This is a genomic window from Salinispora sp. CH2A1_6, from assembly GCF_056820975.1.
The window spans coordinates 62,200-87,501 of sequence record NZ_JBXEDG010000012.1 but is presented as its reverse complement, the minus strand read 5'-3'; the positions used below and the strand labels follow the sequence as shown (position 1 = coordinate 87,501).

General features: G+C 70.5%; 23 protein-coding genes and 2 pseudogenes. 9 read left to right on the top strand and 16 right to left on the bottom strand.

Going from position 1 to position 25,302, the window contains the following annotated elements; all coding sequences use genetic code 11:
* The first annotated feature begins 58 nt into the window (after window positions 1-58).
* Window positions 59-1,495, top strand: coding sequence for a CAP domain-containing protein (locus tag AC1UKG_RS16025; RefSeq protein WP_482642464.1), 1,437 nt, complete (start codon window positions 59-61; stop codon window positions 1,493-1,495).
* A gap of 475 nt (window positions 1,496-1,970) precedes the next feature.
* Here the strand turns inward: AC1UKG_RS16025 and AC1UKG_RS16020 are convergent, their stop codons facing one another.
* The gene (locus AC1UKG_RS16020; RefSeq protein WP_026325536.1) at window positions 1,971-2,591 is read right to left on the bottom strand and encodes a TetR/AcrR family transcriptional regulator; all 621 of its coding nucleotides are present in this window, start codon (window positions 2,589-2,591) and stop codon (window positions 1,971-1,973) included.
* 74 nt (window positions 2,592-2,665) lie between these two features.
* On the opposite strand from AC1UKG_RS16020, the gene AC1UKG_RS16015 reads away from it, so the two are divergent.
* Window positions 2,666-3,076: a RidA family protein gene (locus AC1UKG_RS16015; protein WP_018743889.1), complete on the top strand. Its 411-nt coding sequence runs from the start codon at window positions 2,666-2,668 to the stop codon at window positions 3,074-3,076.
* Between the two features lie 45 nt (window positions 3,077-3,121).
* Here AC1UKG_RS16015 and AC1UKG_RS16010 read toward each other — a convergent pair whose 3' ends face one another.
* From AC1UKG_RS16010 to AC1UKG_RS15995, 4 genes and pseudogenes are all read right to left on the bottom strand, one after another.
* Entirely contained in the window at window positions 3,122-3,412 is a 291-nt protein-coding gene (locus AC1UKG_RS16010; RefSeq protein WP_018743888.1) for a putative quinol monooxygenase, read from the bottom strand.
* Window positions 3,413-3,622: 210 nt separating this feature from the next.
* On the bottom strand, window positions 3,623-4,165 hold the full coding sequence (locus AC1UKG_RS16005) for a dihydrofolate reductase family protein (protein ID WP_482642465.1): 543 nt from the start codon (window positions 4,163-4,165) through the stop codon (window positions 3,623-3,625).
* Window positions 4,166-5,024: 859 nt separating this feature from the next.
* Window positions 5,025-5,328: pseudogene (locus AC1UKG_RS16000) on the bottom strand (hypothetical protein).
* The gene (locus tag AC1UKG_RS15995) at window positions 5,322-5,462 is read right to left on the bottom strand and encodes a hypothetical protein (protein WP_155244540.1); all 141 of its coding nucleotides are present in this window, start codon (window positions 5,460-5,462) and stop codon (window positions 5,322-5,324) included. Before AC1UKG_RS15995 ends, AC1UKG_RS16000 begins: the two are co-directional and overlap by 7 nt.
* Window positions 5,463-5,725: 263 nt before the next feature.
* Between AC1UKG_RS15995 and AC1UKG_RS15990 the strand changes: the two are divergent.
* Both AC1UKG_RS15990 and AC1UKG_RS15985 read left to right on the top strand, forming a co-directional pair.
* Window positions 5,726-6,510, top strand: a pseudogene (locus AC1UKG_RS15990) (helix-turn-helix domain-containing protein).
* Complete coding sequence (locus tag AC1UKG_RS15985) at window positions 6,501-6,683, top strand: DUF397 domain-containing protein (protein ID WP_482642466.1); 183 nt, start codon at window positions 6,501-6,503, stop codon at window positions 6,681-6,683. The pseudogene AC1UKG_RS15990 and the gene AC1UKG_RS15985 overlap by 10 nt, the downstream one beginning before the upstream one ends.
* A 479-nt stretch (window positions 6,684-7,162) precedes the next feature.
* On the opposite strand, the gene AC1UKG_RS15980 is transcribed toward AC1UKG_RS15985, so the two are convergent.
* The 9 genes from AC1UKG_RS15980 to AC1UKG_RS15940 all read right to left on the bottom strand — a co-directional run bounded on the left by AC1UKG_RS15980 (window position 7,163) and on the right by AC1UKG_RS15940 (window position 16,939).
* Window positions 7,163-9,241 (bottom strand): trypsin-like serine protease, encoded by a 2,079-nt coding sequence (locus AC1UKG_RS15980; protein WP_482642467.1) that lies wholly within the window; start codon window positions 9,239-9,241, stop codon window positions 7,163-7,165.
* 291 nt (window positions 9,242-9,532) lie between these two features.
* Window positions 9,533-10,570, bottom strand: coding sequence for an ATP-binding cassette domain-containing protein (locus tag AC1UKG_RS15975; RefSeq protein WP_475891223.1), 1,038 nt, complete (start codon window positions 10,568-10,570; stop codon window positions 9,533-9,535).
* Window positions 10,567-11,403: an ABC transporter permease subunit gene (locus AC1UKG_RS15970; RefSeq protein ID WP_018743883.1), complete on the bottom strand. Its 837-nt coding sequence runs from the start codon at window positions 11,401-11,403 to the stop codon at window positions 10,567-10,569. Before AC1UKG_RS15970 ends, AC1UKG_RS15975 begins: the two co-directional genes overlap by 4 nt.
* The gene (locus AC1UKG_RS15965) at window positions 11,400-12,257 is read right to left on the bottom strand and encodes an ABC transporter permease subunit (RefSeq protein WP_018743882.1); all 858 of its coding nucleotides are present in this window, start codon (window positions 12,255-12,257) and stop codon (window positions 11,400-11,402) included. The genes AC1UKG_RS15970 and AC1UKG_RS15965 overlap by 4 nt, the downstream gene beginning before the upstream one ends.
* Window positions 12,254-13,465: an ABC transporter substrate-binding protein gene (locus AC1UKG_RS15960; protein ID WP_018813858.1), complete on the bottom strand. Its 1,212-nt coding sequence runs from the start codon at window positions 13,463-13,465 to the stop codon at window positions 12,254-12,256. The genes AC1UKG_RS15965 and AC1UKG_RS15960 overlap by 4 nt, the downstream gene beginning before the upstream one ends.
* A gap of 17 nt (window positions 13,466-13,482) precedes the next feature.
* Entirely contained in the window at window positions 13,483-14,106 is a 624-nt protein-coding gene (locus AC1UKG_RS15955) for a CDP-alcohol phosphatidyltransferase family protein (protein ID WP_475891219.1), read from the bottom strand.
* A complete protein-coding gene (locus AC1UKG_RS15950; protein WP_018743879.1) occupies window positions 14,106-14,825 on the bottom strand; it encodes a TVP38/TMEM64 family protein in 720 nt (239 codons plus the stop codon). The genes AC1UKG_RS15955 and AC1UKG_RS15950 overlap by 1 nt, the downstream gene beginning before the upstream one ends.
* Window positions 14,822-16,270: a dihydrolipoyl dehydrogenase family protein gene (locus AC1UKG_RS15945; RefSeq protein WP_482642468.1), complete on the bottom strand. Its 1,449-nt coding sequence runs from the start codon at window positions 16,268-16,270 to the stop codon at window positions 14,822-14,824. The genes AC1UKG_RS15950 and AC1UKG_RS15945 overlap by 4 nt, the downstream gene beginning before the upstream one ends.
* A 123-nt stretch (window positions 16,271-16,393) precedes the next feature.
* The gene (locus AC1UKG_RS15940; RefSeq protein ID WP_026271284.1) at window positions 16,394-16,939 is read right to left on the bottom strand and encodes a CGNR zinc finger domain-containing protein; all 546 of its coding nucleotides are present in this window, start codon (window positions 16,937-16,939) and stop codon (window positions 16,394-16,396) included.
* An 84-nt stretch (window positions 16,940-17,023) separates the two neighbouring features.
* On the opposite strand from AC1UKG_RS15940, the gene AC1UKG_RS15935 reads away from it, so the two are divergent.
* From AC1UKG_RS15935 to AC1UKG_RS15925, 3 genes are read left to right on the top strand one after another with little or no spacing between them, the layout of a single operon-like run.
* A complete protein-coding gene (locus AC1UKG_RS15935) occupies window positions 17,024-17,986 on the top strand; it encodes a DMT family transporter (protein ID WP_018813854.1) in 963 nt (320 codons plus the stop codon).
* 19 nt (window positions 17,987-18,005) lie between these two features.
* Window positions 18,006-18,725: an HAD family hydrolase gene (locus AC1UKG_RS15930; RefSeq protein WP_018743875.1), complete on the top strand. Its 720-nt coding sequence runs from the start codon at window positions 18,006-18,008 to the stop codon at window positions 18,723-18,725.
* Between the two features lie 53 nt (window positions 18,726-18,778).
* The gene (locus AC1UKG_RS15925) at window positions 18,779-20,494 is read left to right on the top strand and encodes a S8 family serine peptidase (RefSeq protein ID WP_018743874.1); all 1,716 of its coding nucleotides are present in this window, start codon (window positions 18,779-18,781) and stop codon (window positions 20,492-20,494) included.
* 169 nt (window positions 20,495-20,663) lie between these two features.
* Here the strand turns inward: AC1UKG_RS15925 and AC1UKG_RS15920 are convergent, their stop codons facing one another.
* The gene (locus AC1UKG_RS15920) at window positions 20,664-21,335 is read right to left on the bottom strand and encodes a helix-turn-helix domain-containing protein (protein ID WP_018743873.1); all 672 of its coding nucleotides are present in this window, start codon (window positions 21,333-21,335) and stop codon (window positions 20,664-20,666) included.
* A gap of 62 nt (window positions 21,336-21,397) precedes the next feature.
* Between AC1UKG_RS15920 and cysS the strand changes: the two genes are divergently transcribed.
* The gene (gene cysS / locus AC1UKG_RS15915) at window positions 21,398-22,813 is read left to right on the top strand and encodes a cysteine--tRNA ligase (protein WP_018743872.1); all 1,416 of its coding nucleotides are present in this window, start codon (window positions 21,398-21,400) and stop codon (window positions 22,811-22,813) included.
* The gene (rlmB, locus tag AC1UKG_RS15910) at window positions 22,813-23,961 is read left to right on the top strand and encodes a 23S rRNA (guanosine(2251)-2'-O)-methyltransferase RlmB (protein WP_482642469.1); all 1,149 of its coding nucleotides are present in this window, start codon (window positions 22,813-22,815) and stop codon (window positions 23,959-23,961) included. Before cysS ends, rlmB begins: the two co-directional genes overlap by 1 nt.
* Window positions 23,962-24,024: 63 nt before the next feature.
* On the opposite strand, the gene AC1UKG_RS15905 is transcribed toward rlmB, so the two are convergent.
* Window positions 24,025-25,122, bottom strand: a complete 1,098-nt coding sequence (locus AC1UKG_RS15905) for a sn-glycerol-3-phosphate ABC transporter ATP-binding protein UgpC (RefSeq protein ID WP_018743870.1) — start codon at window positions 25,120-25,122, stop codon at window positions 24,025-24,027.
* Window positions 25,123-25,302 lie beyond the last annotated feature (180 nt).

Below are 25,302 nucleotides of genomic sequence, written 5' to 3'. Positions count from 1 at the left end.
ATATCTGGCACGTAGCGTCGCCTCGACCCCGCAGTTTTAACCCGAGGAGGCTACCGGCGTGTACGGCTGGAGCGAATCGATGGAACCGGATGATAATCGCCGGCGATCCAAACCGGCGGCCGACGGCTGGGACCGGCCTGCCGACGAATGGGACCGCCCTGCCGACGAGTGGGACCGGCGGCAACAGACCGCGCACCGGCGGGCGGAGTCCGAGACCCCACAAGGCTGGGCAGCCGCGGGTAGCTCGTACCATGACCAACCCTCGCGGGGTGGGCAAGCCGCCCCCACCTGGCAGCACACCGATGGCTGGCAGCAGGAATCAGCGGGCGGCCGGCGCCGGCAGCCCACGGGCTGGCGAGACGAGCCCTCCGGAGGCGGGCGTCACGCGGCTGGTGCCACCGGAGGACCCGAGGTCACCGGCGGTTGGCGGCCTGAAAAGACGGCCACCAGGCCGACCGCTAAGTACGCAGACGACATGACCAGCATGCGGCCGGTCGCTGGCGCCGCTCCGGCCGACGCTAGATCCGCCAACAAGGGCCCTCGGGCCGGTCACCGGAACCGCCGGCCCGTGCTCATCGGGGCCGCGGCGGCGGCCACGCTGGTCGTGAGCCTCGGAGCCGGCGCCGCCGCACTGTCCGGCGGTGGCGACGCCGTCCCCACCTCGGCACACAAGGACATTGTGGCCACGAATCCGACCTCGTATGAGGGGGGCGTGACGTCGTCCTCGACCAGTCCCAGCACCGCGTGGAGCAACGCCGCACAGTCGCGCTCGGAAGACGCGCGCCGGAAGTCAGCCGCATCGTCGCGTCATTCCACCAGGTCCCGCTTCGACCAGGAACGCCACAGGGGCAGCTACCGCTCCAAGCCGTCACATACCACCACCGCGCCCAGCCCGACTCGGGTGCCCACCACCGCGCCCAGTCCGACTCGGGTGCCCACCACCGCGCCCAGCCCGACTCGGGTGCCCACCACCCCACCCAGTCCGACTCGGGTGCCCACCACCGCGCCCAGCCCGACTCGGGTGCCCACCACCCCACCCAGCCCCACTCAGGTACCCACCACCCCACCCAGCCCGACTCAGGTACCCACCACCCCACCCTCCAACGGCGGGGTGAGCACCGAGGCCAGCGAGGTGGTCCGGCTGGCCAACGCCGAGCGTGCGAAGGCTGGCTGTGCGGCACTGAGTATCGACGAGAAGCTGATGACCGCCGCCCAGCGGCACAGCCAGGACCAGGCCGACCAGCAGAAGATGTCGCACACGGGCAGCAACGGCAGTAGCCCCGGCGACCGGATCGACGCTGTCGGCTACCAGTGGCGCGCCTACGGGGAAAACGTCGCCTGGAACCAGCAGTCCCCCGAAGCCGTGATGACCGCGTGGATGAACAGCCCCGGCCACCGGGCGAATATCCTGAACTGCTCCTTCACCGAGATCGGGGTCGGCGTCGCGAGTAGCAACGGACCGTACTGGACACAGGTCTTCGCCACGCCTCGATGACCGCGATCGGTATCGTTTGTCAAGTCGTCCACAACGAACCCTGGTTTTTGCCCATGGCCGCTCGGCTGGGTGCGTGTTGACGCAGACCTGACGTCGCCCGGGTGCCCGACAGCGTTACGAGGTGTCGGGCGCCCGGACCGGGGATCGCACCCCAAAACCCACCGTCACCGCCCGCTCGCGCCCACCCTTGCTCGCCGGCATCTTCGTCGAACGGGCTGGGTCTCCATCCGGGAAACAGAACCCTCGCTCGCCAGCCGGTCGCGCTCACCGCGGCCGGCTTTGCCGCGCTTCTCGAGAAGGCCAGCGGGAAGGTCCGCAGAGCCGTCAACCCCCGCCCACCGCTGTGGTGAGGCCGAGAACCCTCCGGAGTGTGGATCCTCGCTGGTGATACTCACGCGTGTCCCTGGCCTGCTGCGGACGGCGTACCCCCCCCCGCATCGGGCGTACCCCCCGCATCGGGCGTGCGCCTGATCGGTCATTCGCCGGCCAAGCGCGGCTGCCAGCCGCTCTCCACCGACCGGGCACACCGGTCGGGGTCGTCTCCGGTGGCGGTGAACAGTGCGGTCAGCAGGAGGGGGCCGTGGGCGAGGGTCGGTCGGGGTAGGGGGCCGGTGGCGACGAGGGAGACCAGGCCGTGGGCGACGGCCCAGCTCTGGGTGGCCAGTTCCAGTGGGTTGGTGTCGGGGCGGTAGCGCCCGGCCTGCCGGCCTCGCTCGGCGGCTTGGACCAGGTATTCCAGGGTGTCGTCCGCTGCCTGGGCGTCTTCCAGGTCGAAGTTGGCGTCGAACATGACCCGGTACAGGTCGGGGTGGTCCAGGGCATTACCCAGATAGGCGGCGATGAGGGCGGTCAGATCTCGGACCGGGTCCGCCGAGGGGGCTACCTGGGCGAGGCGGGTGGCGAGGCGGGTGAAGCCCTCCTGCCGGAGGGCCTTCCACATGCCGTCCATCCCGCCGAAGTGGGTGTAGACGGCCATGGTCGACACGCTCGTGCCGGCCACCAGCGAGCGGAGGGTGATGGGCTCGCGGGTGCGGAGCATCTGCGCGGCCCGCTCGATGAGTTGGGTACGGACCGCTGGGTCTTTCCTCCTGGCCACAACCCCCAGGATACATAACATAGCTGTGCTATGTTTAGGTGGTTGAACCGACAGCTCCAGGAAAGGGAGTCAGCATGACCATCACCCTGGTGAACCCCGAAGGGCTTCCGAAGGTCGACCTCTATTCCCAGGTGGCGGTCGCCACCGGGTCTCGGCTGGTCTTCCTCGCCGGCCAGGTATCCGTGGACCCTGACGGGAACACGGTCGGCGTGGGTGACCTCGCCACCCAGGTCGAGCAGTGCTACCTCAACGTCGCCACCGCCCTGGCCGAGGTCGGCGGCTCCTTCGATGACGTGGCGAAGGTGACCGTGTACGTCGTCGACTGGACGCCCGACAAGATGGCGCTGCTGGGGGAGGGGATCGCGCGGGCGGCGGCGAAGCTGGGCGTCACCCTGGCTGCCCCGTTGACGGGCCTGGGCATCAGCGCCCTCGCCGGCCCCGACCTGCTGGTCGAGGTGGAGGCCACCGCAGTCCTCGGCGGCTAGGGCTGCGGAGGAGCAGGGGTCCGCCGGCGCCGTACGGCGCCGGACTCAATCAATCTGGGTCATCTCGTACCGCGTGCATTCAGCGATCTTGTCGGCGGTGGCTTCCCCATGATCTTGCACGTGTGAGCGGTTCATGTGCACCTGCCAGAGCTCATGGGACTCCCAGTTCTCGTAAACGAGAAAACGGGTGGGGTCGCTGTTGTCCTGATGGAGGTAGTAGTCGATGCACCCGTTCTCCTGGCGGATGAGCGGGACAACCCGCCTGAGCTCGGCCTTGAGCGGCTCCACCTGGTCCGGCTTGGCGCGAACGTCGACAACAATGGTCAGGTGTGGCATTCGGCGCTCCAGGTTTCCTCGTCAGATGCGCTTAACCTCCTCAAGCTAGCGGCTGAGATCACCCGGAGTCCCGGCAAGCCATCAACTGGGGCATCGAGGGTGGGGGTCAGGGGGCACGGGCCGGGGTGCGGGCGGTGGCGGGGTCGGGCGTCATCCTCGCCGTCTGCTGTTCCCTGGGGCGCGGAGGCCGCGCCCCAGGGAACACCCAGCTCAGTGCAGGATCCGGAACCGTAGGTGGGTCGCCTGGGGCGTATCGATCACACCGATGTTCTCCAACCGCAGGGCGGTAGCGTCGAACAGCTTGATCCCGCCGTCGATCACCAGGGGCCGTACCGCCAGCCGTATCTCGTCAACGAGCTCCGCGGCCAGGCACTGCTGGGCGAGCTGGGCGCCGCCACCGATGATGACCTCGCGCTCCCCCGCGGCGGCCTGCGCGTGCCGTACGGCTTCGGCCACGTCCGGGATGAAGTGGAAGGCGGTGTCCCCTTTGGCCACCTGCTCGGGCGCGCTGTGCGACACGACGAAGTGCTCGACCGGGAACGGGTTGTCCACGAATCCGTCCTGGCTGGCACCCTGGTCGTAGGTGCGTCGCCCCATGACCATCGCGCCCATGCCGCGCTGCAGCTCCTCGACGATCGCCTGGCTCTCCGGCGAGGGTGCGAAAAACCAGTCATGCAGCCCGGCGGGCCCGCCGTCCGCAGCGGCGATGCAACCATCTACCGACATCGTCATATCCAACACTACTTTTCCCATGAAACCTCCACCGGTTGCTGCCATCGCGCTTCGCGAGCCGGGAACAGCCGTCCTGCCCACCTCTCCGGGGTCGCTGAGGTGTCATGATCACGGAAAGCTCGCCTCCATCAATGTCATCATCACCCACCGACATTCCGGTGCCCCGCTGACTCACTGAGCCTTTCCGCGTAGCGGGTCGTGACGTTGGATGATCAGTTGGCTTGTTGGTGGTCGGTGTGGAGGTACCAATGCTGCTGGGCACCAGCGCACCAGCGTTAGTTTCGCTGTCGAGCTGCCCCACCGGCGGGACCGACGCCAAGGCTCGACCCAGGGCTGCCGCGAGCAGGTGTTATCAGCCGTAACAGACCGAGGTGTCGATCGAGGTGGGTGCGCCGCCACGAGTCGACCAACTTGGACGCGCCGGCTCCGCCGACGCAAACACGGTCGGCGCGGTCCTTCGGCGTAGGCCAGGGGCGGCGGGCTGCTGGGCGGGCGCGGGTATTCCTGCGCCCCAGCTATGAGGGCAGCTCGACAGCGGGCGGCACAGCACCACCTGGCCACGGCAGAACGACGCTCGGTCGCTCGCCCGGATTCCCGCGTGCCCGCTCGGGCGCCCCGTCGTGCCCGTTCACGGCTGAGCGGGTCGGCCAGGTACCGCACGGCCTCCTCGCGTACCGACGGCACCGCGGTGTTTGTGGAAATCCTGGTGCCGCAGGTGCTCGATGAAGTCGATCTCTGGTAGGGCCACCCTCAGATCAAGGTCCTGCGGCATTTCACTGCCGCGACGTCCCGAGCCGATCCGGACAGGCCGGACCGTCACCTATCGCACTGGCCTCGTTGCCCGGAATGGCTCACTGGCGTGCCCCACCGAGTGGCGGTGCTAACCACCCCCGTCATCCTGATTTGAGTCCATTGCTGGCGGGTTGGTTCGGGGCGTCCAGGCGAGGAAGCGGTCGAAGAGGGCTCTTGGGTCCGGACCCTTCTGTGGGGTGGAGTTTGTGCAGGTCGGCTGCGGCGTCGTGGAGTTGGTTGCAGAGGTAGATCCGGAGTGCGACGAGATCGTTGGCGTACTCGTGGCGCAGGGCGAGTCGGGCGGTGGCGCAGGGCCAGGGTGCAGCGCAGGTGCAGCAGATCCAGAGTGGGCGTAGCGGCAGATGCGGTCGGGCGGCGGGAGGGGTCACCACTTGCCGCCGTTGGCGCGCCAGGTTTGGGCGGGGGTGAGCCAGCCGACCCGGCCTACCTGGGGGTTGGCGACGGTGGGGGCGTTCCACGCGGGGCGGTTCGGTGGGGGTGCGGCGGTGGTTGGTTCGGTTGGCACGGTCGCGTGTCGGTCCGGGCAGTTCCGCCAGCGTAGGCCGCAGGAACACCGGGGGCGGGGCCCGCGCCAGATCCGGCGGTGTCGGGGTGCGAGCGGTATGGGGCGTTGGTTGTGGGGCCACCGGAATGCGCGCGGAAACCAGTTTCGGATAGATCGAGACATGACGCGGCCCTTCTTGAATCCACTGTGAGTGTCACCGCCCCCGGCGGTGGGGGTCGCCCGGCCGGGGGACCGGACGACCCGCCGCGACGCCGCGTTCGGGAGTGGAAGCGGGCGTCGAGTTGCGGCGGGCGCGGGTTCGGCGGGGCTGGAGTCAGGAGGAGTTGGCCAAGGCCATCAACTATTCGCCGTCGATGGTCAGTGCGGTGGAGTTGGGGCAGGCGCCACCGACCAGCAAGTATCTCGAGCAGTTCGACAAGCTTCTTGACACCGGCGGTCTCTACACCCGCATGCTGACCGACTTGGTCGTCCTCGATAAGAACCAGGCATGGTCCCGTGGTTGGCGCAGAATCCAGGCGGAGTCGTGGGCCCTACGCTGGTTCGATCCACTGCACGTTCCAGGGTTGTTGCAGACCGAGGCGTATGCGCGGGCGGTCTTCGAGTCGGATCCGCTACTTGAGCCAGAGGAGGTGGAGCGCCGGCTTGCCGACCGACTGGACGGTCAGGCAGTTCTCTATGCCGAGCATCCGTCCCGGCTCGTGGGGGTGATGGACGAGGCGGTGTTGCGGCGGAGGGTAGGTGGTCGCAAGGTCATGTGCGACCAGTTGTCCCACCTCACCCGTTTAGCCGTCGAGCACCCGCACGTACGGGTCCAAGTCGTGCCCTGTTCTGCGGAAGAGTATCCAGGCCTCAACGGCCCGTTCATTCTCGCCAGCATGGCTGGTGGAGGCAAACTCGCATTCCTCGGCGGCCAGACCGGGGGTCAGGAGTTCGACCGGCCGGCCGTTCCACGCGCTTGCAGCGGACCTGGGAAGCTACTCTCGCCGTGGCCCTGCCCCGGCAGGAGTCCATCGAGCGGATCAAGGAACTGGTGGAGTCATGGAAATAGCCGGTGCGCGGTGGCGCAAGAGCAGTCGCAGTGGTTCCAACGACCAGTGTGTTGAGGTGGCAATGAACGTGCCGGGTGTGGTGGGGGTGCGGGACAGTAAGGATCCGATGGGTCCGGCGCTCTCCATCGACCCGGGCTCCTGGCGGTCCTTCACCGCCGCGCTACGCCGTTAGGGCGATAGCCTCCATCGTCACGAACGTCTTGCGTCGCAGGCATCGCCTGGTCCAAACGCGCCACCTGGGAAGCATGCTCGCCGGGGCAGCGGGCAGGCATGCGACCCGGACTGGCTGGGATGCGCGCCCTGTTCATCGCCGAGTCGGCGAGGGTGGGTCCCGGCGCTGCGGTCAGTGGGGAGGCGGGAGCTAGGGCCACGTCCTCGGTGCCAAGGGTGCGCTCTTCGCCTTGGCGGGCGATGACGAGGAAGGCGGTTGCCGAGTTCATCGCAACGCAACGCGCCGGGTAGGTGCGGCTCACAAGGTTGGAATCGAGCCTTGAATTGGCGACAGGACGGGTAGCCGCGCCTGATCGTGACTAGCCGCTCGCTCGTCTCGGAGTTGGGCGACACGACCCAGCAGCGGGATCGTGCCGCCCAAGTCAGTTGGGATGGAGGCGCACACGTTCAGCGGGCGTCAATCGCATCGCGAAGTCCCAGCTAGTGGATCACAACCTGGTCGGCGTAGGTGTTGCCGGTGTTCTTCAGTTTCGAGTAGAGGAGCACCGACATGGACTCGGTATCGGCTGGAGCCGCTGCGGTTACTTGTAGCGGGGTCCATTTCTTCGGAGCACCCGAAAAATCGGCCGAGGAGCTGGCGAGGAGTTCTCCAGCTGCATCGAAGTAGCGAATATATATGCTCGGAGTCGCCGATTCTACATACATGAATGCCGTCGCGGTGTACGACACGCCTTCGATGGCTGGCATCTGGGGACTCTCGAGTCCGGTCGGAGTCGTGGTGCTGTTGTCTATGATCTTCGCCGAGGTGGTTCCCTCGTATGCCCAGTCGGTCGAGGTCGTGTTGCCACCTTCGCCATATTGGCTCCAGCCGGCCATTCCGTTTTCGAAACCGTGGTCGGGAACCTTCACGTCGGCTGCCCGGTGGAGGCCTACCTGGTCGAAGTAGGTGGTACCGATGCTCGATTGGAGGCTGTAGAATAGCAGCGCCACCTGTGTCGCACCGGCCGGAGCGATGCTGGTCGCGCGGGCCTTTGTCCACTGACCACTGGCGTCCGGGGCCGAAGTGGAAGCGTTGCCCACCAGGTCACCTGCATCGTTGTAGAACCTCATGTACAGGACGGGCGCCGCGGATGTGTTCGTCGGTCTGAACATTCGGGCAGTCGCCGTGTAGGCGACGCCGACAACGGCGGGAAAACGCGTACTCTCCAGCCCGGTCCCGGTCGAGGAACTTGTATCCACGATTTTCGCCGATGCTACTCCCTCATAGGACCGGTCGGTCGACGCGGTGCTCCCACCACTGCCGTACTGGCTCCACCCGGTGAGTCCGTTCTCAAAACCGCTGTTGATCACCGGTAGGGCCGCCGCGCGTACGATATCGACCTGGTCGAAGTAGGCAGTTCCCGTTTGTGCTTGATTCATGTAGGTCAAGACACTGGCGCGGGCTGTGCCGGCGGGTGCGATGGCGACGATTTCCATCCGGGTCCACTGGTGGGCGACGCCGGAGAAATTCGTAGAAGCGCTGAGCAGTACGTCGCCGGCGGCGTCGAAAAAGCGCAGATAGAGGGATGGCGTGCCGCTTGTCACGTTGGCCCAGGCTGTGGCGGTGTACTCGACGCCGGAGGCGGCCGGCATGCGAGTGCTCTCGAGGCCGGTTGCCGCCGCGGTGCTGGTGTCCACGATTTTCGCCGAGGTGACGCCTGCATAGGCCCGGTCGGCCGAGGCCGTGTTCCCACCGGCAGCATACTGGCTCCACTCGGCCAGACCAGCCTCGAAGCTGCGGTTGGGTGGGCGGATCGTGGAGACCTGGGGATCGATTGTGTTGCGGCTGATCCAGCCGGTGATCGTGTCTAGGCGGGCTGCCGTACCGCCCTGCCGAGTCTCGGTGGAACCGAGACAGCCGTTCTGCCAGGAAGCGGTGCTGAGTGCGGCAAGTCGAACGGTGTCACCGTCGGTTTCGAAGAGCGGGCCGCCGGCGTCCCCTTTGCAAGTGGCCGCGCCGGACTCGTTGGCTCCGACAATTCCAATCGACGTCTCCGTGATCGAATTTATAAAGAAATCGGCGCTGCTCAGCCGTTGGGGCACCCACTCGGTGGCCGTACGGCCGTAGCCGGCACCGCGCAGGGTGGTCCCGGCGACCGGATCGGATTCGGAGATCGCAGCCGGGGTGATGTCGAGGACCGGAGTGTCCAGCCGAGCGAGGATGACGTCGCGTTGCGGGTGCCGAACAAGTTCGACTACGGTACGCACTCGGCCATTGGCGCCTTCGGTTAGGTCACTACGGCCGACGGTGGCTGTTGTGTTCTGGGCGGGTGGACCGAAGTTGCCGCTGTCCGCGAAACATCCGCCCGCGGTCACAATCCACGACGCGGCGACGAGGGCGCCGGAGCAGGCTCGCTGCCCGCCGATGTCCAGGTGCGCTAAGAACGGGTATTCCTCAGCTTCGGACGGTGTTCCACCGGCTATGCCGTACGCGGGTGCGCCGGCCAAGCTACTGGCGGCTAAGGTGAGGGCCAGTAGACCTCCGAATCTTCTGCCCCATGTCGATATATTAGACACCATCTATCCCCTCTTTTCTTGCTGATCGTTGGGGGTCGAAATTAGCAGGAAGTTGCGTCCGTGAAAGATGTGGGGTCGGCCTAATATTTATCATTAACTGTTCTGACAATAGAGAGAAGATAGGGTAAATGCGGTAATTCAGTCGTGGTGGTTTTGGTGCGAAATATGGCTAGGTGCCGTCGAATCTGTCGGATGTGGTGGGAACACGCTGTGTACGTCCTGGACATCTGGGGGATGGTTGAGCGCGCTCGTCAGCGCACCAGTGAGTGGGCGTCGCGGGCAGCCATGCGTGGACTAAGGAGTTACCACGCTGAGGTGGGCCGGGGGCAGCCAGAGGGGGGTGTCGTCGCCGGGGCGCAGCGGTGCCGCCGGTCCGGTGGCGAGCTGCAGGGTGACTCCACCGCTGGTGGCCTGGATGTCGAGGTGGGTGCCGCGGTCGGTGACGGCGGTGATGGTCGCCGGCACCACGTTGTCTCCCCGATGGTCGCCGACCACGATGGCGGCCGGGCGGATGAGGAGCAGGCCTGGTCCTCGGTGGTCGGTGTCGAGGCGGAGTCGGCCGAGGGGGCAGTCGAAGTGGCCGGCGGAAGCGGTGCCGGGGACGGCGTTGCCGGCGCCGCCCAGGAATCGGGCGACGGCCAGGGTCGCGGGCCGGCGAAACAGATCGGCGGGCGGGGCGTGCTGCGCGACCCGGCCGCCGAGGAGCACGGTGACCGTGTCGGCCACGTCGGTGGCCTCGTCGCGGTCGTGGGTGACGAAGAGGGTGGTGCTGCCCTCCCGCCGGTGCAGCTCGGTGAGGAGCACCCGCATGTCGCCGCGTAGCTGCGGGTCGAGGGCGCTGAACGGCTCGTCGAGCAGCAGGACACCGGGGCGGGCAGCCAGGGCGCGGGCGAGGGCGACGCGCTGCTGCTGGCCGCCGGAGAGTTCGCCGCTGCGCCGCTCACCGTAGCCCGGTAGCGCGACGGCGTCGAGTAGCTCGGCTACCCGCCGCCGGATGGCAGCGCGGTCAGTGCCGCGCATGCGCAGGCCGAAGGCGACGTTCTCGGCCACGGTGAGGTGCGGGAAGAGCAGCGGGCGTTGGAAGACGACGCCGAGGTCGCGCTGGTGCGGGGGCTGGCGCAGGACGCTGCGGCCGGCGAGCCGGACCTCGCCGCCGGTGGGGGCGCTCAGCCCGGCGACGATCGACAGGAGGGTGGACTTGCCGCTGCCGGAGGGCCCGAGGACGGCGGTACGGGTGCCCGCCGGCACCTCCAGCGTGACCCGGTGCAGCGTCGGCGTGGTCGCGCCGGGGTAGGTGTGGTCCAGGTCGGCGATGGTGATGTCGGTGGTCATCGGCCGACTCCGAGCAGGGCGGTGTCGCGGCCGGCGAGTTGCCGGGCGGCGAGGGCGGTGAGCAGCAGGGGCGGGGCGACGGCGACCAGCGCGATGGCGGCGGTGGCGGCCTGATTGCCGCTGCCGGCGGCGGTGGCGAAGAGCAGCAGCGGCACGGTGGTGACGACGCCACCACCGATGAGCAGGGTCAACAAGTAGTCGCTCCAGGAGATGAGGAAGGCGAACATGGCGGCGACGACCAGCCCGCCGCGCAGTTGGGGGAGGCTGACCTCGTGGAACGCCCGCCACGCCCCGGCGCCGAGGGTGCGGGCCTGCCGTTCCAGAGCGGGGTCGACACCGGCCCACACCCCGGACATCAGCAGCGTGGCGTACGCGGTGGCCGCCGGTAGCTGGGCCAGGACCACGCCGGTGAGCGAGTCGGCGAGCCCGGCGCGCAGGTAGACGATCTGTGCGCCCATGGCGACGGCGAACGGGGGCACCAGTACCGGGGCGAGCAGGACCAGCTCGATCAGCCGTCTCCCCGGCAGCCGGTGCCAGGCCAGCGCGCGGCCGGCGGCGGCCCCGAGCACGGTGGCGAGGGCGGCGACGGCGGCGCCGATGCCGATGGAGGTGGCGACGGCCTCGGCGAGGCGGGACTGCGGGCCGAGGGCCTGCTCCCAGCCGGCCAGCGACCAGCGGTTCGGCCACAGGTCGGGGTAGAACCACTGGTCGGTGAAGGCCTGCACGGCCAGCGGCAGCAGCGGCCCCGCCACCCAGAGTCCGGTGAGGATCAGCACCGTGGGGCGGGTCAGCGCCGCGCCGAGCGGCCGACGGGTCCGCCGCGTTTCGGTCATCGCCGCGCTCCCGTCACCCGGCCGACGGCCCGCCGGCTGGCCCCGGTGTACGCGAGCGCCGCCGCAACGGCGATGACCGCGATCAGCAGGGCGATGGCGACCCCCTCGGCCCGGCCGGAGAGTTCGGCGGCGGTGAACCGCTGATACGCCAGGACCGGTAGCGGCTGCGGGTAGGCGCGGCCGAGCAGGGCGGGCACCTCGTAGGCGCCGAGGGTGAAGGCGAAGATCAGCACCGCCACGGCCAGGATCGACGGGGCGAGCAGGGGCAGGGTCACGTGCCGCAGCACCTGGCGGGGGCGGGCGCCGAGGGTGGCGGCGACCCGTTCGTGCTCGGCGACCGGCCCGCCGAGCGCGGCGAGGACGACGATCAGCACGAACGGCGCCTCCTTCCACACGTACTCGGCGATCACGGCGACCGCGTGCGGGTCGGCGACCAGGGCGGGCAGCGCGACGCCGACGGTACGGGCGGCGCGGGCCAGCAGGCCGGAGTCGGCCAGCAGCAGCCCGATCGCGACCGCGCCGATCAGGTGCGGCACCGGCAGCCCGAGCTGGGCCAGGAAGGTGGCCGTGCGTCGGCCCACGGCGGTGCGGCGCAGGGCCAGGGCGGCGGCGACACCGATGGCGACGGCGAGCCCGGTGGCGACGGTGGAGATCCAGAGGCTCAGCAGCAGCCCGTCGGTGAACGCCGGACCGTCGGTCACCCGCTGGTAGGCGGCCAGGCCGGGCGGTGTGTCGGTGAACCCGGCCAGGCCGAGGCTCTGCGCGAACCCGTAGCCGAGGCCACCGCCGAAGAGCAGCACCACGGTGGCCAGCGCCGGCAGGATCAGCAGGAGCCCGGTGCGGCGGTGGTTCACTGTTGCAGTACCTCGCGCCGCCAGCCCTCCTCCAACGGCGGCAGCCACTCCGCGCGCAGCTCCGGTTGACTGTTGCGCGACAGCTGGTCGTAGCTTGGCACCTGGGCCGAGGCGGGCAGGGCGGCGAAGCGGTCCCGCCACTCGACGTCGAGCTTGTCGAGGTCCACGGCCGGATACTGGCCCCACCCGTCGGGGCGGGCCTTCTCGTACTGCAACTCGGGGGAGAGCATCAGGTCGGCCAGGGCGAGGGCGGCGGAGCGGTTGGCGGCGTTGGCCGGTACGGCGAGGTAGTTGGTGTTGCCGATGGTGCCCTCGTCCAGGAGCAGGGTACGCGTGGTGGCCGGGAACTGTCCCCGTTCGACCAGGCTGGTCACCTGTGCCGGCCCGTAGGTCATGGTGAAGTCGACCTGCCCGTTGGCGTACAGGTCGTTGAGCTCCTTTTCGTTGGCCGGGTACGTCTCACCCGCGCGCCACAGGGCGGGCCGCAGCGCGCGCAGGGTCTGCCACAGTGGCGGGGTGAGCCGGTCGTAGGTGGCCTGGTCGAAGTCGTCCGGGATCTGGTCGACCCCGCCGGCCTGGTGGTAGAGGGCGTGCCGGACGAAGACCGAGCCGGTGAAGTCCGGCGGGGCCGGGTAGGTGAACCGGCCCGGGTGGGCGCGGATCCAGTCCAGTAGCCCGGCGAAACTGGTCGGCGGGTCGCTGACCCGGGCGGAGTCGTAGCTGAACGCGAACTGGGCGCGGCTCCACGGCACCTCACACCCCTCGACCGGGGTGCCGAAGTCGTTGGCGACGGTCGGCGCGGACCAGTCGACGTAGCGCATGTTCGGCAGCAGCTCGACCAGCCCGCACTGCCACAGCCCGGCCTGCTTACCGGTGCGGAAGTTCTCCCCGTTGATCCACACCAGATCCACCGATCCGCCCGAGCCGCGGCCGGCCTGCTGCTCGCCGAGGACCTTGTTGACCGCAAGGGCGGTGTCGGTGATCGGTACCCGGTTGATCCGGACGTCGAGGCGCTCGCGGGCGGCCGGGGCGACGACCTCGTCGAGGTAGCGGTTGGCGCCGTCGTCGCCGCCGTACATGAAGAGGTTGACCGTCTGCCCGCGGGCCTCCCGCAGCACCTGGGCGAAGTCGCGGGGGGCGGGGTCGGCGTCGTCGGTGCCGGTGGTGCAGCCGGCGGCGAGTAGACCGGCCGCGGTCAGCGTCGCCACCGCGCGCCATCGTCGGTTCATCGGGTGGGCCTCCCGGCGGGTTCGGACAGGGTACGGACGGCGTGCACGACGCGCTGCCCGGCGGTGATGGCCACCACGGCGGCCCACCCCCAGGCGAGCTGCCCGGCGAAGCCGGGCAGCAGGCAGAAGAGGGCGTGGACGGCGATGGTCTCGGCGCCCTCGGCCAGTCCACCGAGGAAGTGCAGCGACCGCTCGTCACCGCGTTCCCGGCCCACCCGTTCGGCGATCGACGAGTACGCCAGCAGCGTCGCCCCGTTGACGTAGTAGGTCACCAGCAGGACCAGGAACGGGGTGGCGGGTCCGGCAACGCCGACGGCGACCCCGGCGACGAACGCCCCGTACACGGTGAAGTCCGCGACGATGTCGAGGAACCCGCCCAACGGGGTGGCGGTGCCGCGGCGGCGGGCGAGGGGGCCGTCGAGGCCGTCGGCGAGCCGGGACACCAGCCACGCGACCAGCGCCGGCCACCACCAGCCGGCGGCCGCGGCGGCGCTCGCCGCCAGGCCCAGGGTCAGGCCGGCGGCGGTCAACCGGCCGGGCGTCACCCAGGGCCGGTCCACGGCGGCGGCGCACTGGTCCAGGGTTCGGGCCAGGACCGGCCGCAGGCGTGCGTCGATCATCAGGTGGTGCCCTCGGCGGTCGACGCCGGGCGGGACTCCCGGCGGCGGGCCCGGCGGGCCGCTGCCGCGCCGGCCAGGGTCAGTGCGGCCAGACCGGCCACGGCGGCGAGGAACTGCGGCGAGGTGGGGTCGGTCAGCGACCCACCGACCGCGGTGTAGGCGACGATTCCCGGCGTCATGCCGATCGCCGAACCGAGGGCGTAGTCGCGTAGCCGCACGGCGGTCACTCCGGAGCCGTAGTTGAGCAGCGCGAACGGGACCAGCGGCACGAGTCGCAGCCCGATCACCGCGATCAGCCCGCGCCGCGCCAGGAACCGGTCCAGGCGGTGCAGCCGGCCGCCGACGAGCCGCTCCACGGCCGGGCGGCCCAGCAGCCGACCGAGCAGGAACGACGCCACCGCCCCGGTGGTCGCCCCCACCAGCACCACCACTGACCCGCCGACCACTCCGAACAGCGCCCCGGCGGCCGCGGTGAGCAGCACCCCGGGGACCAGCAGCACGGTGCCCAACGCGTACCCGGCGATGTACAGCAGCGGTGCCCAGGGCCCGGTGGCGGCGACGCGGTCCCGCAGCACCGCCACGTCCGGGGTGCCCTGGGTGGCCAGCAGGGTCGCCGCACCGGCCAGCAGCACCACCAGGAAGGCCAGCCTCGGCCACGGTGAGCCGACGATCCGGACGAGCCGGGACGCCGCCGTGGGCTGGTGTGCTTCGTCGGTCATCGGTTTCCACCCCGGATCGGGTGCAGGGCACGGCGCAGGGTGCGGAGCGCGGTCATCGCCCGGGCCGGCAGCGGCGCGGACAGGTCGGCGCGGAGCTGGGCGAGACTGGCGTTCCACGGCCCGTCCGCGTACGTCGGGTAGGGGTGCACGGTGCTGGCGACGTCGCGTACCTTCGCGCCGCGCCGGATCGCGGCGGCGAGCTCGGCGATCGACTCACCGGCCCGGGGCGAGACGACGGTGGCGCCGAGGAGCCGGCCGCCCGGCCCGCTCACCAGCTGGGTGAATCCGTCGGTACGACGGTCGGTGATCGCCCGGTCGACGTGGTCGTGGGAGAGCCGCTCCGCGCGGGCGCGGGTGCCGTGCCGCTGGCGGGCCTGGGCGAGGGTCGCCCCGACGCGCGCCACCTCCGGGTCGGTGAAGGTCACCCACGGTACGGCGGCGTAGTCGATGCGGCGGCGCAGCCCGAGCAGCGCGTTCGTGGCGGCGTACCCGCCCTGCACCCCGGCGACGTGGGTGAACGGGAGGGTGCCGGTGACGTCACCGGCGGCGTAGATCCGCCGGTTGCTGGTCCGCATCAGGCCGTCGATCACGACGTGCCCCGGCTCGGCGCAGCGCACTCCGGCGGCGGCCAGGCCCAGGTCGGTGCTGCGCGGCCGGCGTCCGGTGGCGACCAGGATCCGGTCGACCTCGACCGTCTCGCCGCTGCTGAGGTGGAGCGTGCCGGCGGCGACCCGGTCGACGGCGGTCCCGGTCACCACGGTCACGCCCTCAGCCCGGAGCCGCTCGGCGATCAGCGCGCCGACCTCCGGCTCCTCCTTGCCCAGCAGCCGGTCGGCCACCTCCACGACGGTGACCTCGACGCCGAGCCGGGCGAGGGCCTGGCCCAGCTCGCAGCCGATCGGGCCGCCGCCGAGGATAGCCAGCCGTCGCGGCAGCTCGGTGAGGTCCCAGAGCGTGTCGGTGGTCAGCGGGTCGGCCTCGGCCAGGCCGGGCACGGTGGGCAGGGCCGGCGCGGCACCGGTGGCGATCAGCGCCCAGCGGAACCGCGCCGGTCGGGTGCCCGCGTCATCGGTGATCCGCAGCGTCGCCGGGCCGGTGAACTCCGCCCGGCCGGCCACCACCGTCGCCCCCGTCGCGCCGATCGCGGCGGGGGAGTCCACCGGTTCGATCCGGGTGATCGCCGACCGTACGTGGGCGAGCACGGCGGCGTCGTCGACCTTCGGCGGGCCGGTCTGCACCCCGTACCGGTCGGCGGTGCGGACAGCGTGCGCGGCGTGCGCGGCCGCGATCAGCGACTTGCTCGGCACGCAGCCGGTCCAGAGACAGTCACCCCCGGTGCGGGCGGATTCGACCAGCAGCACCCGGGCACCGAACCGGCCGGCGGTCTTGGCCGCCACGAGCCCCGCGGTGCCGCCACCGAGGACCACCAGATCCCACTCTTCCACCCCACCAGCCCTCCTCGCCGCGCCGCCCGTGCGACCGTGCCTGTCCAGGATGCCCGGTCGGGGCCGGGGGTACCGAACTCCGTAATGCAACGGTCAGAACTTGGGTCGCGGTACCACGGCCGGTCAGGGCCGGCTGGCGGTCTTGCGCGCGCGGTAGGCGGTGACGGCGGCCCGGTTGCCGCAGCCGGCGTCGCAGAAGCGGCGAGATCGGTTCCGCGACAGGTCGACCAACACGTTGCCGCACCCGGGGTGGTCGCAGCTTCGTAGCCGGCCCAGTTCGCCGCTGCGGACGAGATCGGCCATCGCCATCGCGGCCTCCACGGCCATCCGGGTCGCCAGCGGCGCGTCCCGGGGTACCGCGTGCAGGTGGTACGGCTCGTCGTCGTGCGTGATGAGCTGGGGCAGGGCGGCGTTCTCCCGGAGCAGTCCGTTGATGATGGACACGATCTCGTCGGTGTCGCCGTGCCAGAGGCGGCGCAGCCGGGGGCGCAGCTCGCGTACCGCCCGGAGTTCGCTGTCGGTGTGCTCGTGTCGTCCGCTGTACGCGTGGGCGACGAAGAAGTTGTCCAGCGCGGTCGTGTCGGGCAGGCTGTCGCCGGCTCTGCTGTCGGTGTTCACCAGGGCTGCGGAGGCGATCAATGAATGCTCGGTGTCATGGGCAAAAAGCAATTTGACTCCTATCCTGGTAACGCTACCGTCATCGACGTAAGCGCATCTTGCCCATTACATGGTGTTGTTGCCAAGGAGAAACCCATGCGTCAACCCCCGCGCGGCAGCGCCGGCCTCCTGCTGGCGGTGCTCTCGGCGCTGACCTTCGCGACCTCCGGGACGTTCGCCCGCTCGTTGATCGACGCCGGCTGGTCCGCCGAGGCGGCGGTGGTCGTCCGGGTCGGCCTCGCCGCCCTGGTGCTGCTGGCGCCCGCGGTGCTGGCGCTGCGCGGTCGCTGGTCGCTGCTCCGGCGCAACGCCGTCTCGATCACCGCGTTCGGGCTGCTCGGCGTCGCCCTCGCCCAGGTGTGCTTCTTCAACGCGGTGCGTTACCTGCCGGTCGGCGTCGCGCTGATGCTGGAGTACCTGGCCGTCGTGGTGGTGGTCGGCTGGATGTGGCTGGCCCACGGGCAACGACCCCGCCGGCTCACCGTCGCCGGGTCGATCGTCGCCCTGGCCGGGCTCGGCCTCGTGCTCGACCTCGCCGGGGCCGGGCGGCTCGACCCGGTGGGGGTGCTCTGGGGGCTCGGCGCGGCCGTCGGGCTGGCCGGGTACTTCGTGCTCGCCGGCCGGATGGACGCGAACCTCCCGTCGGTGGTGCTGGCCTCCGGTGGAATGGCGGTCGGCGCCGGTGTGCTGCTCCTCCTCGGGCTGGTCGGGCTGTTGCCGCTGCGGACGTACACCGGCGCGGTGGACTTCGCCGGGCAGCGCACCAGCTGGCTGGTGCCGGTGGCGGGGCTGGTGCTGGTGGCGGCCGTGCTCGCGTACCTCACCGGGGTCGTCTCGACCCGTCTCCTCGGTGCCCGGCTGGCCTCCTTCGTCGGCCTGACCGAGGTGATGTTCGCCGTGCTCATCGCCTGGCTGGCGCTGGCCGAGCTGCCCACCGTGGTTCAGCTCGTCGGTGGGGCCCTGATCGTCGCCGGGGTGGCCCTGGTCCGCCTCGACGAGCCACGCGAGACCCCAACGGTGGAGCAGGACCAGAAACCGGCACTCGCCACCCGCGGTTGACCCTGGCAAGCTCGACGCCATGCTGAGTACGGTGGTGTTCGACGCCGACGAAACCCTGCTCGCCCTGCGCCCAGCGGTGACCGGCGGGCTGCTGGCCGTCCTCGACGAGATGCGCCGGTTGACCCCGGCGGCGGCTGCGGTGTCGCTCGCCGACCTGGAGACCGACTGGTCCGTGACCTTCGCCGCGAACCCTGCTTGGCCGACGCCGGAGCTGCGACGGACGGCGCTGTCCCGGTCGGTGTCCCGGGTCGGGCTCGACGCGCACCTGGACGACCTGCTGGCGCACTACTTCGCCCGGCGGTTCGCGCTGACCCGCCCCTTCCCGGATGCGCTGCCCGCGCTCGCCGCCCTGGCGCAGAGGTGGGCGGTGGGTTATGCCACCAACGGCAACAGTCGCGCGCAGCGGTGCGGGCTCGCCGGGAGGTTCGCCTTCGAGGTGTACGCGCACGACAACGGGCTGCCGAAGAAGCCGGCGCCGGAGTTCTACGCGGCGGTGGTCCAGGCGGCCGGGGTGCCGGCCGAGCAGGTGGTGTACGTCGGCGATTCGATCGCCCACGACGTGGTCGGGGCGCAGGCCGCCGGGCTGCGGGGAGTCTGGCTCAACCGCGATGGTCGAACCTGCCCGCCGGGGGTGCGGCCGGACGCGGAGCTGTCCACTTTGACGGACCTTCCTGCCGTTCTGGCTGCTCTTGCGGACGAAGAAGATCTTCGGGCGCAATCGGAACGACCCCTGGTGTAAACGTCGATGGTGCTGTTCGATGACTGCCACGTCCCGCAACGAGAGGATCCGATGTGAGCAGACGCATCACCGCTGGCGCCGTCGCTACCGTGACCGGCCTGGCGTTGACGGTCACGGGGCTCAGCGTCCCCGCTGGCGCCGCACCGAGCAGCAGCGAAACCTTCACTGTGGTCGCAGAGGACGGCGTCAGCGCCGAGGCGGCCCTGGCAGAGATCAAGGCAGCCGGGGGCGCCGTCGTAACCCGGATCGACGATGTCGGCGTGTTCCAGGTGACCAGCGACCGGGTGGACTTCACCGATCGGATCGCCGAGGCCGACACCCTGATCGGTGCCGTCGAGCAGAAGGCCATCGGCCGGAAGCCGAAGCTGGACCCGGTCGAGCAGGAGGCGCTGCTGACCGCCATCAACGGCAGGAGCTCCGGTAAGGGCTCCGACTCCGGCAAGGGGTCCGGCGGCAAGGGCAAGAAGATGGACCCGCTGGACGACAAGCTGTGGGGCCTGGACATGATCCGCGCCGACAAGGCCCGCAAGAAGGAGCCCGGCGACCAGCGCGTCACCGTCGGCGTGCTGGACACCGGACTCGACGCCAGCCACCCCGACATCGCGCCGAACTTCAACTGGGCGTTGTCCCGCAACTTCGCGCCGGACCTGCCCGAGATCGACGGCGAGTGCGAGGTGGCGAGCTGTCTCGACCCGGTCGGCACCGATGACGGTGGCCACGGCACCCACGTGGGGGGCACCATCGGCGCCGCCGCCAACGGCTTCGGCCTCTCCGGTGTCGCACCGAACGTCTCGCTGGTGGAGCTGAAGGGCGGCCAGGACTCCGGCTACTTCTTCCTGGAGCCGGTGGTGCAGTCGTTGCTGCACGCCGGCCGGGCCGGGCTCGACGTGGTGAACATGTCCTTCTACGTCGACCCGTGGCTCTACAACTGCACCGCCAACCCGGCCGACTCGCCCGAACACCAGGCCGAGCAGCGGGCCATCATCAAGGCGATGAACCGGGCGCTGAACTTCGCCCACGAACAGGGCGTCACCCTGGTCGGCTCCCTCGGCAACAACCACGAGGACCTGGGCAACCCGCGAATGGACACGTCCAGCCCGGACTTCGGTGACACCCCGCCGTACCCGCGTGAGATCGACAACGACAGCTGCTGGGATCTGCCGGTCGAAGGGCCGCACGTGATCGGCGTCTCCGCCGTCGGCCCCTCGGGCAAGAAGGCCGCCTACTCCAACTACGGCACCGAGCAGATCAGCATCGCCGCGCCCGGCGGCTGGTACCGCGACGGTTTCGGCACCGACACCTTCAGCACCTACCCCAACCTGATCCTCTCCACCTACCCGGAGAAGGTGCTCAAGGAAGACGGCCTGGTGGACGCGGACGGCAACATCGACCCGAGCGCGGAAGGGCTCGTCTTCAAGGACTGCAAGAGCAACGGTGAGTGCGGCTACTACCGCTACCTCCAGGGCACCTCGATGGCGTCGCCGCACGCCTCCGGTGTGGCCGCGCTGATCGTCAGCAAGCACGGGAAGAAGCAGGGCCGCGGCGGCTACGGCCTGGCCCCGGACCTGGTCGAGCAGCACCTCTACCGCACCGCCACCGAGCAGGCCTGCCCCAACCCGCGGCTGCAGCAGTACCGCGACGAGGGCCGCGACGAGACCTACGACGCGTACTGCGCTGGTGGACGTAGCTTCAACGGCTTCTACGGGCACGGCGTCATCGACGCGTACACGGCGGTAACCACCCCGCTCAAGTCGCACGGCCGGCCGTAGGGCGGACCGAGCACCGGCCCGGCCGACCCGACAGGTCGGCCGGGCCTTCCGCTTCCGCGCGGCACATCGGCCTTAACTGTCAGCGCGGCACGTCGGCTCGGTAACGCCGGGTCCACGTCGCCCACCGCCCTTCCGTGCGGCACGTCGGCTTCCGCGCGGCACGTCGGCTTCAGCGCAGCGCGTCGGCGACGGTGACGGCGGCCGTGCGGACCTGGCCGCCGATCGTCTCGGTGTCCAGCGGCGTCAGGGAGACCACACCGACGCTCGCCTCCAGTCCTGGTACGCCCAGCACGGGCGCCGCCACCCCGTGCGCCCCGGACTGCAACTCCCCAGCCGTGTCCACCGGACCGGCCACGCCGGCCCGGCCGGCGAGAATCGCCCGCCCTGCCGCCCCACGCTCCAACGGATGCCGCGCCCCGGTCCGGTACGCCACGTGCAGGGCGGTCCAACTCGGCTCGACCACCGCCAGCGCGACGCCCTCACCGCCCTCGACCACGGTCAGGTGGGCGGTCGCGCCGGTCTGCTCGGCGAGTTGGCGCAGCGCCGGTAGCGCCCCCTCGGCCAGCAGCGGCTGGGCCCGTCGGGCCAGATTCAGCACCCCCACGCCGAGGCGGAGCCGGCCGTCGGCGTCCCGGCGCAGCAAGCCGTGCGCGCTCAACGGCGCGACCAGCCGATACACGGCGGCGCGCCCGATCCGCAACTGGCCCGCCAGCTCGGTGACGGTCAACCCGCCGGGCGCGTCGGCGACCAGGTGCAGCAGGCGCAACCCCCGGTCCAGCGTCTGTGCGCTCTCGCCGCCCCGCGGGGCCGGCGGGTCGCTGCGTCGGGGGGTCGTGTCCACGCCAGCAGCGTACGACCCGGCTCCCGGCGGCCCGAGGAAGCGGGGACGGATACCCTTGTCCGGTGACCCTACGCCTGTATGACACCGCCACCCGTTCGGTGCGGGACTTCGTCCCGCGGGAAGCCGGCAAGGTGGGGATCTACCTGTGTGGTCTCACCCTCCAGGCGCCGCCGCACATCGGTCACCTTCGCTCCGGCGTCAACTATGACGTGCTTCGCCGGTGGCTGCTGGCCCGCGGTTTCGAGGTCCGCTTCATTCGCAATCTTACCGATATCGACGACAAGATCCTGGTTAAGGCGGTGGAGCAGGACCGACCGTACTGGTCGATCGCCTACGCCAACGAGCTGAAGCTGACCGCCGCGTACCGGGCGTTGAACGTGCTGCCCCCGACCTACGAGCCGCGGGCCACCGGGCACATCCCGGAGATGCAGCAGCTGATCGCGAAACTGATCGACGCCGGGCACGCCTACCCGGCCCCCGACGGCTCCGGCGACGTGTACTTCGACGTGCACTCCTGGCCCGCGTACGGGGCGTTGTCCAACCAGTCCCCGAGCGACATGCAGTCCGCCGGCGACGCCCCCGAGCGGTGCAAACGTGACCCGCGCGACTTCGCCCTCTGGAAGGGCGCCAAGCCCGGCGAGCCCACCGACGCGTACTGGCCGTCGCCGTGGGGTCGGGGTCGGCCCGGCTGGCATATCGAGTGCTCGGCGATGTGCTGGCGCTACCTCGGCGGCGAGTTCGACATCCACGGCGGCGGGCTGGACCTGACCTTCCCGCACCACGAGAACGAACTCGCCCAGTCGCAGGCGGCCGGGCTGCCGTTCGCCCGCTACTGGGTGCATCACGGCCTGCTCAACATCGGTGGCACGAAGATGGGCAAGTCCTGCGGCAACACCCTCGACCTGAGGTACGTGGACGCGCTCGGGGTGCGTCCGGTGGAGCTGCGCTACTACTACGCCGCCGCCCACTACCGGTCGGTGATCGACTACTCGGAGGACGCACTGCGGGAGGCGGCCGTCGCGTACCGGCGGATCGAGGGCTTCGTGCAGCGCTCCGCCGAGCGGGTCGGCGCCGGCCAACCCGCCGTGGTGCCCGCGGCGTTCGCCGCCGCCATGGACGACGACCTGAACACCTCAGCGGCACTCGCCGTGCTGCACGAGACGGTTCGGGACGGCAACACCGCGCTGACCGGCGGCGACGATGTGACCGTCCGCACCACGCTCGGCCAGGTGCGGGCGATGCTGGATATCCTCGGGGTCGATCCACTCGACCCGGCGTGGAGCGCCGGCGGGGGCACCGACGACCTCTGCACCGTGGTCGACTCGCTGGTGCAGCTGGCCCTGGAGCAGCGGGCGCAGGCCCGCAGCCGCAAGGACTGGGCCGCCGCCGACGCGGTCCGCGACCAGCTCAAGCAGGCCGGCGTGGTGGTCGAGGACACCCCCCAGGGCCCCCGTTGGACTATTGGAGAGCAGGACTGATGGCCGGCAACTCGCAGCGCCGTGGCCGACGGCTGACATCGAAGGCAGGCGCCCCGAAGGGCACCGGCGGCAAGGGGCGGGACGCCCTCGTCGGCCGGGGCCGTACCCTGCCCGCCGACGAGCGGCCGTGGCACAAGGCGTACTCGGGCACCGAGAAGCTGCCCCAGCGCACCGCCTGGAAGCAGGAGAAGGAGCGGCGGAGCGCGGCCGAGGAGGGGCGCGCTCCGAAGATCGGTAAGCCCGGCACGAAGGACACCACCTGGGGCAGGGGTGGCGGTCGGGGTGTTCCCACCAACAAGAGCGGCCGGGGCGCCCCCGCCAAGAGCGGCGGCCGGGGCCGGCCAGACAGCCATAGCGGTGGCCCGCGGGTTGCCCCCGGGCGCCGGACGAACCCGGCGAAGGACACTCCCGAGCTGTTGGTCGGCCGCAACCCCGTGCTCGAGTCACTACGTGCGAACGTGCCGACCACCGCCCTCTACGTGGCGCAGGGAATCAACACCGACGACCGGATCAGCGAGATCGTCCGGACCGCGGCGGACCGGGGCATCGCGATGCTGGAGGTCAGCCGCGCCGAGCTGGACCGGATGACCGGCGGCGTGTTGCACCAGGGCGTCGGCCTTCAGGTGCCGCCGTTCCGGTATGAGCCGTTCGAGGAGCTGACGGCGGCGGCGCTGGAACAACCCGCCCCGCTGCTGGTGGCGCTGGACGGCGTCACCGACCCGCGGAACCTGGGTGCGGTGATCCGATCGGCCGCCGCGTTCGGCGCGCAGGGGGTCTTCGTCCCCGAACGGCGGGCCGCCGGGATCACCGCGACCGCCTGGCGCACCAGCGCCGGTGCCGCCGCGCGGGTTCCGGTCGCCCAGGTCACCAACCTGACCCGGGCGCTGAAGGCGTGCAAGGACGCCGGCTTCCTCGTGGTCGGCCTGGACGCCGACGGGGAGACCGACCTGTACCACCTGGAAGCCGCTGTCGGCCCGCTCGTTGTGGTGGTGGGCTCCGAAGGCCGCGGCCTGTCGCGGCTGGTCGGCCAGACCTGTGACCTGACCGTCCAGATCCCGATGGTCTCCGACGTCGAGTCGCTGAACGCCAGCGTCGCGGCGGCCGTGACGCTGGCCGAGGTGGCTCGCCGCCGGGCCGTCGAGGCCTAGTTGCCGCACACGACATAGAGGGGGGCGGTCCGCAGCAGCGGACCGCCCCCCTCTTTCAGAAGGTCAGGACGAGATGCGGAGGCCGGTCTTCGAGTTGAAGAGGTGGCTGCGGCCGGGCTGCGGCCGGACGAACACGGTGCCGCCCATGGTCGGCATGGTGCGCCGGTCGGTGCGGACCACGAACCGCTCGTTGGTGCCCTCCAGCGCGGCGTGACCGTAGATGTTCGCGTCCGACCCGAGGTCCTCGACCAGCTCAACGGTGACCGGCAGGCCGCCCTCGGTCGGGCTGACCAGCTCGCAGTCCTCCGGACGGAAGCCCACCACGACGCTGTCGCCGGCTCCCTCGGCGCGGGCCGCCTCGACCTGCTCGCGGGTCAGCGGAATGTGCATCTCGGCGAACTCGGCGCCCTTGTCGGTCAGCGGCACGGTCTTGATGTTCATCGCCGGCGAGCCCATGAAGCCGGCGACGAAGACGTTGGCCGGGGTGTCGTAGAGCGCCCGTGGGGTGTCGACCTGCTGGAGCTCGCCGTCGAGCAGAACCGCCACCCGGTGCCCCATCGTCATCGCCTCGACCTGGTCGTGGGTGACGTAGACCGTGGTCACACCGAGCTTGGACTGCAGGGACGCGATCTGCGTACGGGTCTGCACCCGCAGCTTGGCGTCGAGGTTCGACAGGGGCTCGTCCATCAGGAAGACCTGCGGCTCGCGGACGATCGCCCGCCCCATCGCCACCCGCTGGCGCTGGCCGCCGGAGAGCGCCTTCGGCTTGCGGCCGAGGTACTCCTCCAGCTGGAGCAGCGTCGCCGCCTCCTTGACCCGCCGGTCAATCTCCGCCTTCGGGGTCTTGCGCAGCTTGAGGGCGAACGCCATGTTCTCGTACACCGACATGTGCGGGTAGAGGGCGTAGTTCTGGAAGACCATCGCGATGTCGCGGGACTTCGGCGGTAGGTGGGTGACGTCCCGGCCGTCGATGGAGATCGAACCCTGGTCAACGTCCTCGAGGCCGGCGAGCATGCGCAGGCTGGTGGACTTACCGCAACCGGAGGGGCCGACCAGGACCAGGAACTCGCCGTCGCCGATCTCCAGGTCAAGCTGGTTGACGGCGGGCCGCTCGGTGCCCGGGTAGATCCGGGACGCCTTGGCGTAGGTAACCGTGGCCATGGGGGTGCTTCCTTTCACCGGCAGGAACGTGCCGGACGATCCGAGTGAAAGAGCGGACCGGCCCGCAGCTGCGACCCGGCCCACGGACGACGGGCGTCGACCGCGTCCCTGAACGGTAGATCGGTTTCCTCCGCGTGCCAAGAACGGGAGCAGCTGGTGGGATCGGGGCCATGCGCATAA

Bases quoted from the DNA above. Each gene is read 5' to 3' on its own strand.
- AC1UKG_RS16015 (WP_018743889.1), top strand. From the start codon at position 2,666: ATGACCATCACCCTGGTGAACCCCGAAGGGCTTCCGAAGGTCGACCTC.
- AC1UKG_RS16010 (WP_018743888.1), bottom strand. From the start codon at position 3,412: ATGCCACACCTGACCATTGTTGTCGACGTTCGCGCCAAGCCGGACCAG.
- AC1UKG_RS16005 (WP_482642465.1), bottom strand. From the start codon at position 4,165: ATGGGAAAAGTAGTGTTGGATATGACGATGTCGGTAGATGGTTGCATC.
- AC1UKG_RS15985 (WP_482642466.1), top strand. From the start codon at position 6,501: ATGGAAATAGCCGGTGCGCGGTGGCGCAAGAGCAGTCGCAGTGGTTCC.
- AC1UKG_RS15980 (WP_482642467.1), bottom strand. From the start codon at position 9,241: ATGGTGTCTAATATATCGACATGGGGCAGAAGATTCGGAGGTCTACTG.
- AC1UKG_RS15975 (WP_475891223.1), bottom strand. From the start codon at position 10,570: ATGACCACCGACATCACCATCGCCGACCTGGACCACACCTACCCCGGC.
- AC1UKG_RS15970 (WP_018743883.1), bottom strand. From the start codon at position 11,403: ATGACCGAAACGCGGCGGACCCGTCGGCCGCTCGGCGCGGCGCTGACC.
- AC1UKG_RS15955 (WP_475891219.1), bottom strand. From the start codon at position 14,106: ATGATCGACGCACGCCTGCGGCCGGTCCTGGCCCGAACCCTGGACCAG.
- AC1UKG_RS15950 (WP_018743879.1), bottom strand. From the start codon at position 14,825: ATGACCGACGAAGCACACCAGCCCACGGCGGCGTCCCGGCTCGTCCGG.
- AC1UKG_RS15935 (WP_018813854.1), top strand. From the start codon at position 17,024: ATGCGTCAACCCCCGCGCGGCAGCGCCGGCCTCCTGCTGGCGGTGCTC.
- AC1UKG_RS15930 (WP_018743875.1), top strand. From the start codon at position 18,006: ATGCTGAGTACGGTGGTGTTCGACGCCGACGAAACCCTGCTCGCCCTG.
- rlmB (WP_482642469.1), top strand. From the start codon at position 22,813: ATGGCCGGCAACTCGCAGCGCCGTGGCCGACGGCTGACATCGAAGGCA.
- AC1UKG_RS15905 (WP_018743870.1), bottom strand. From the start codon at position 25,122: ATGGCCACGGTTACCTACGCCAAGGCGTCCCGGATCTACCCGGGCACC.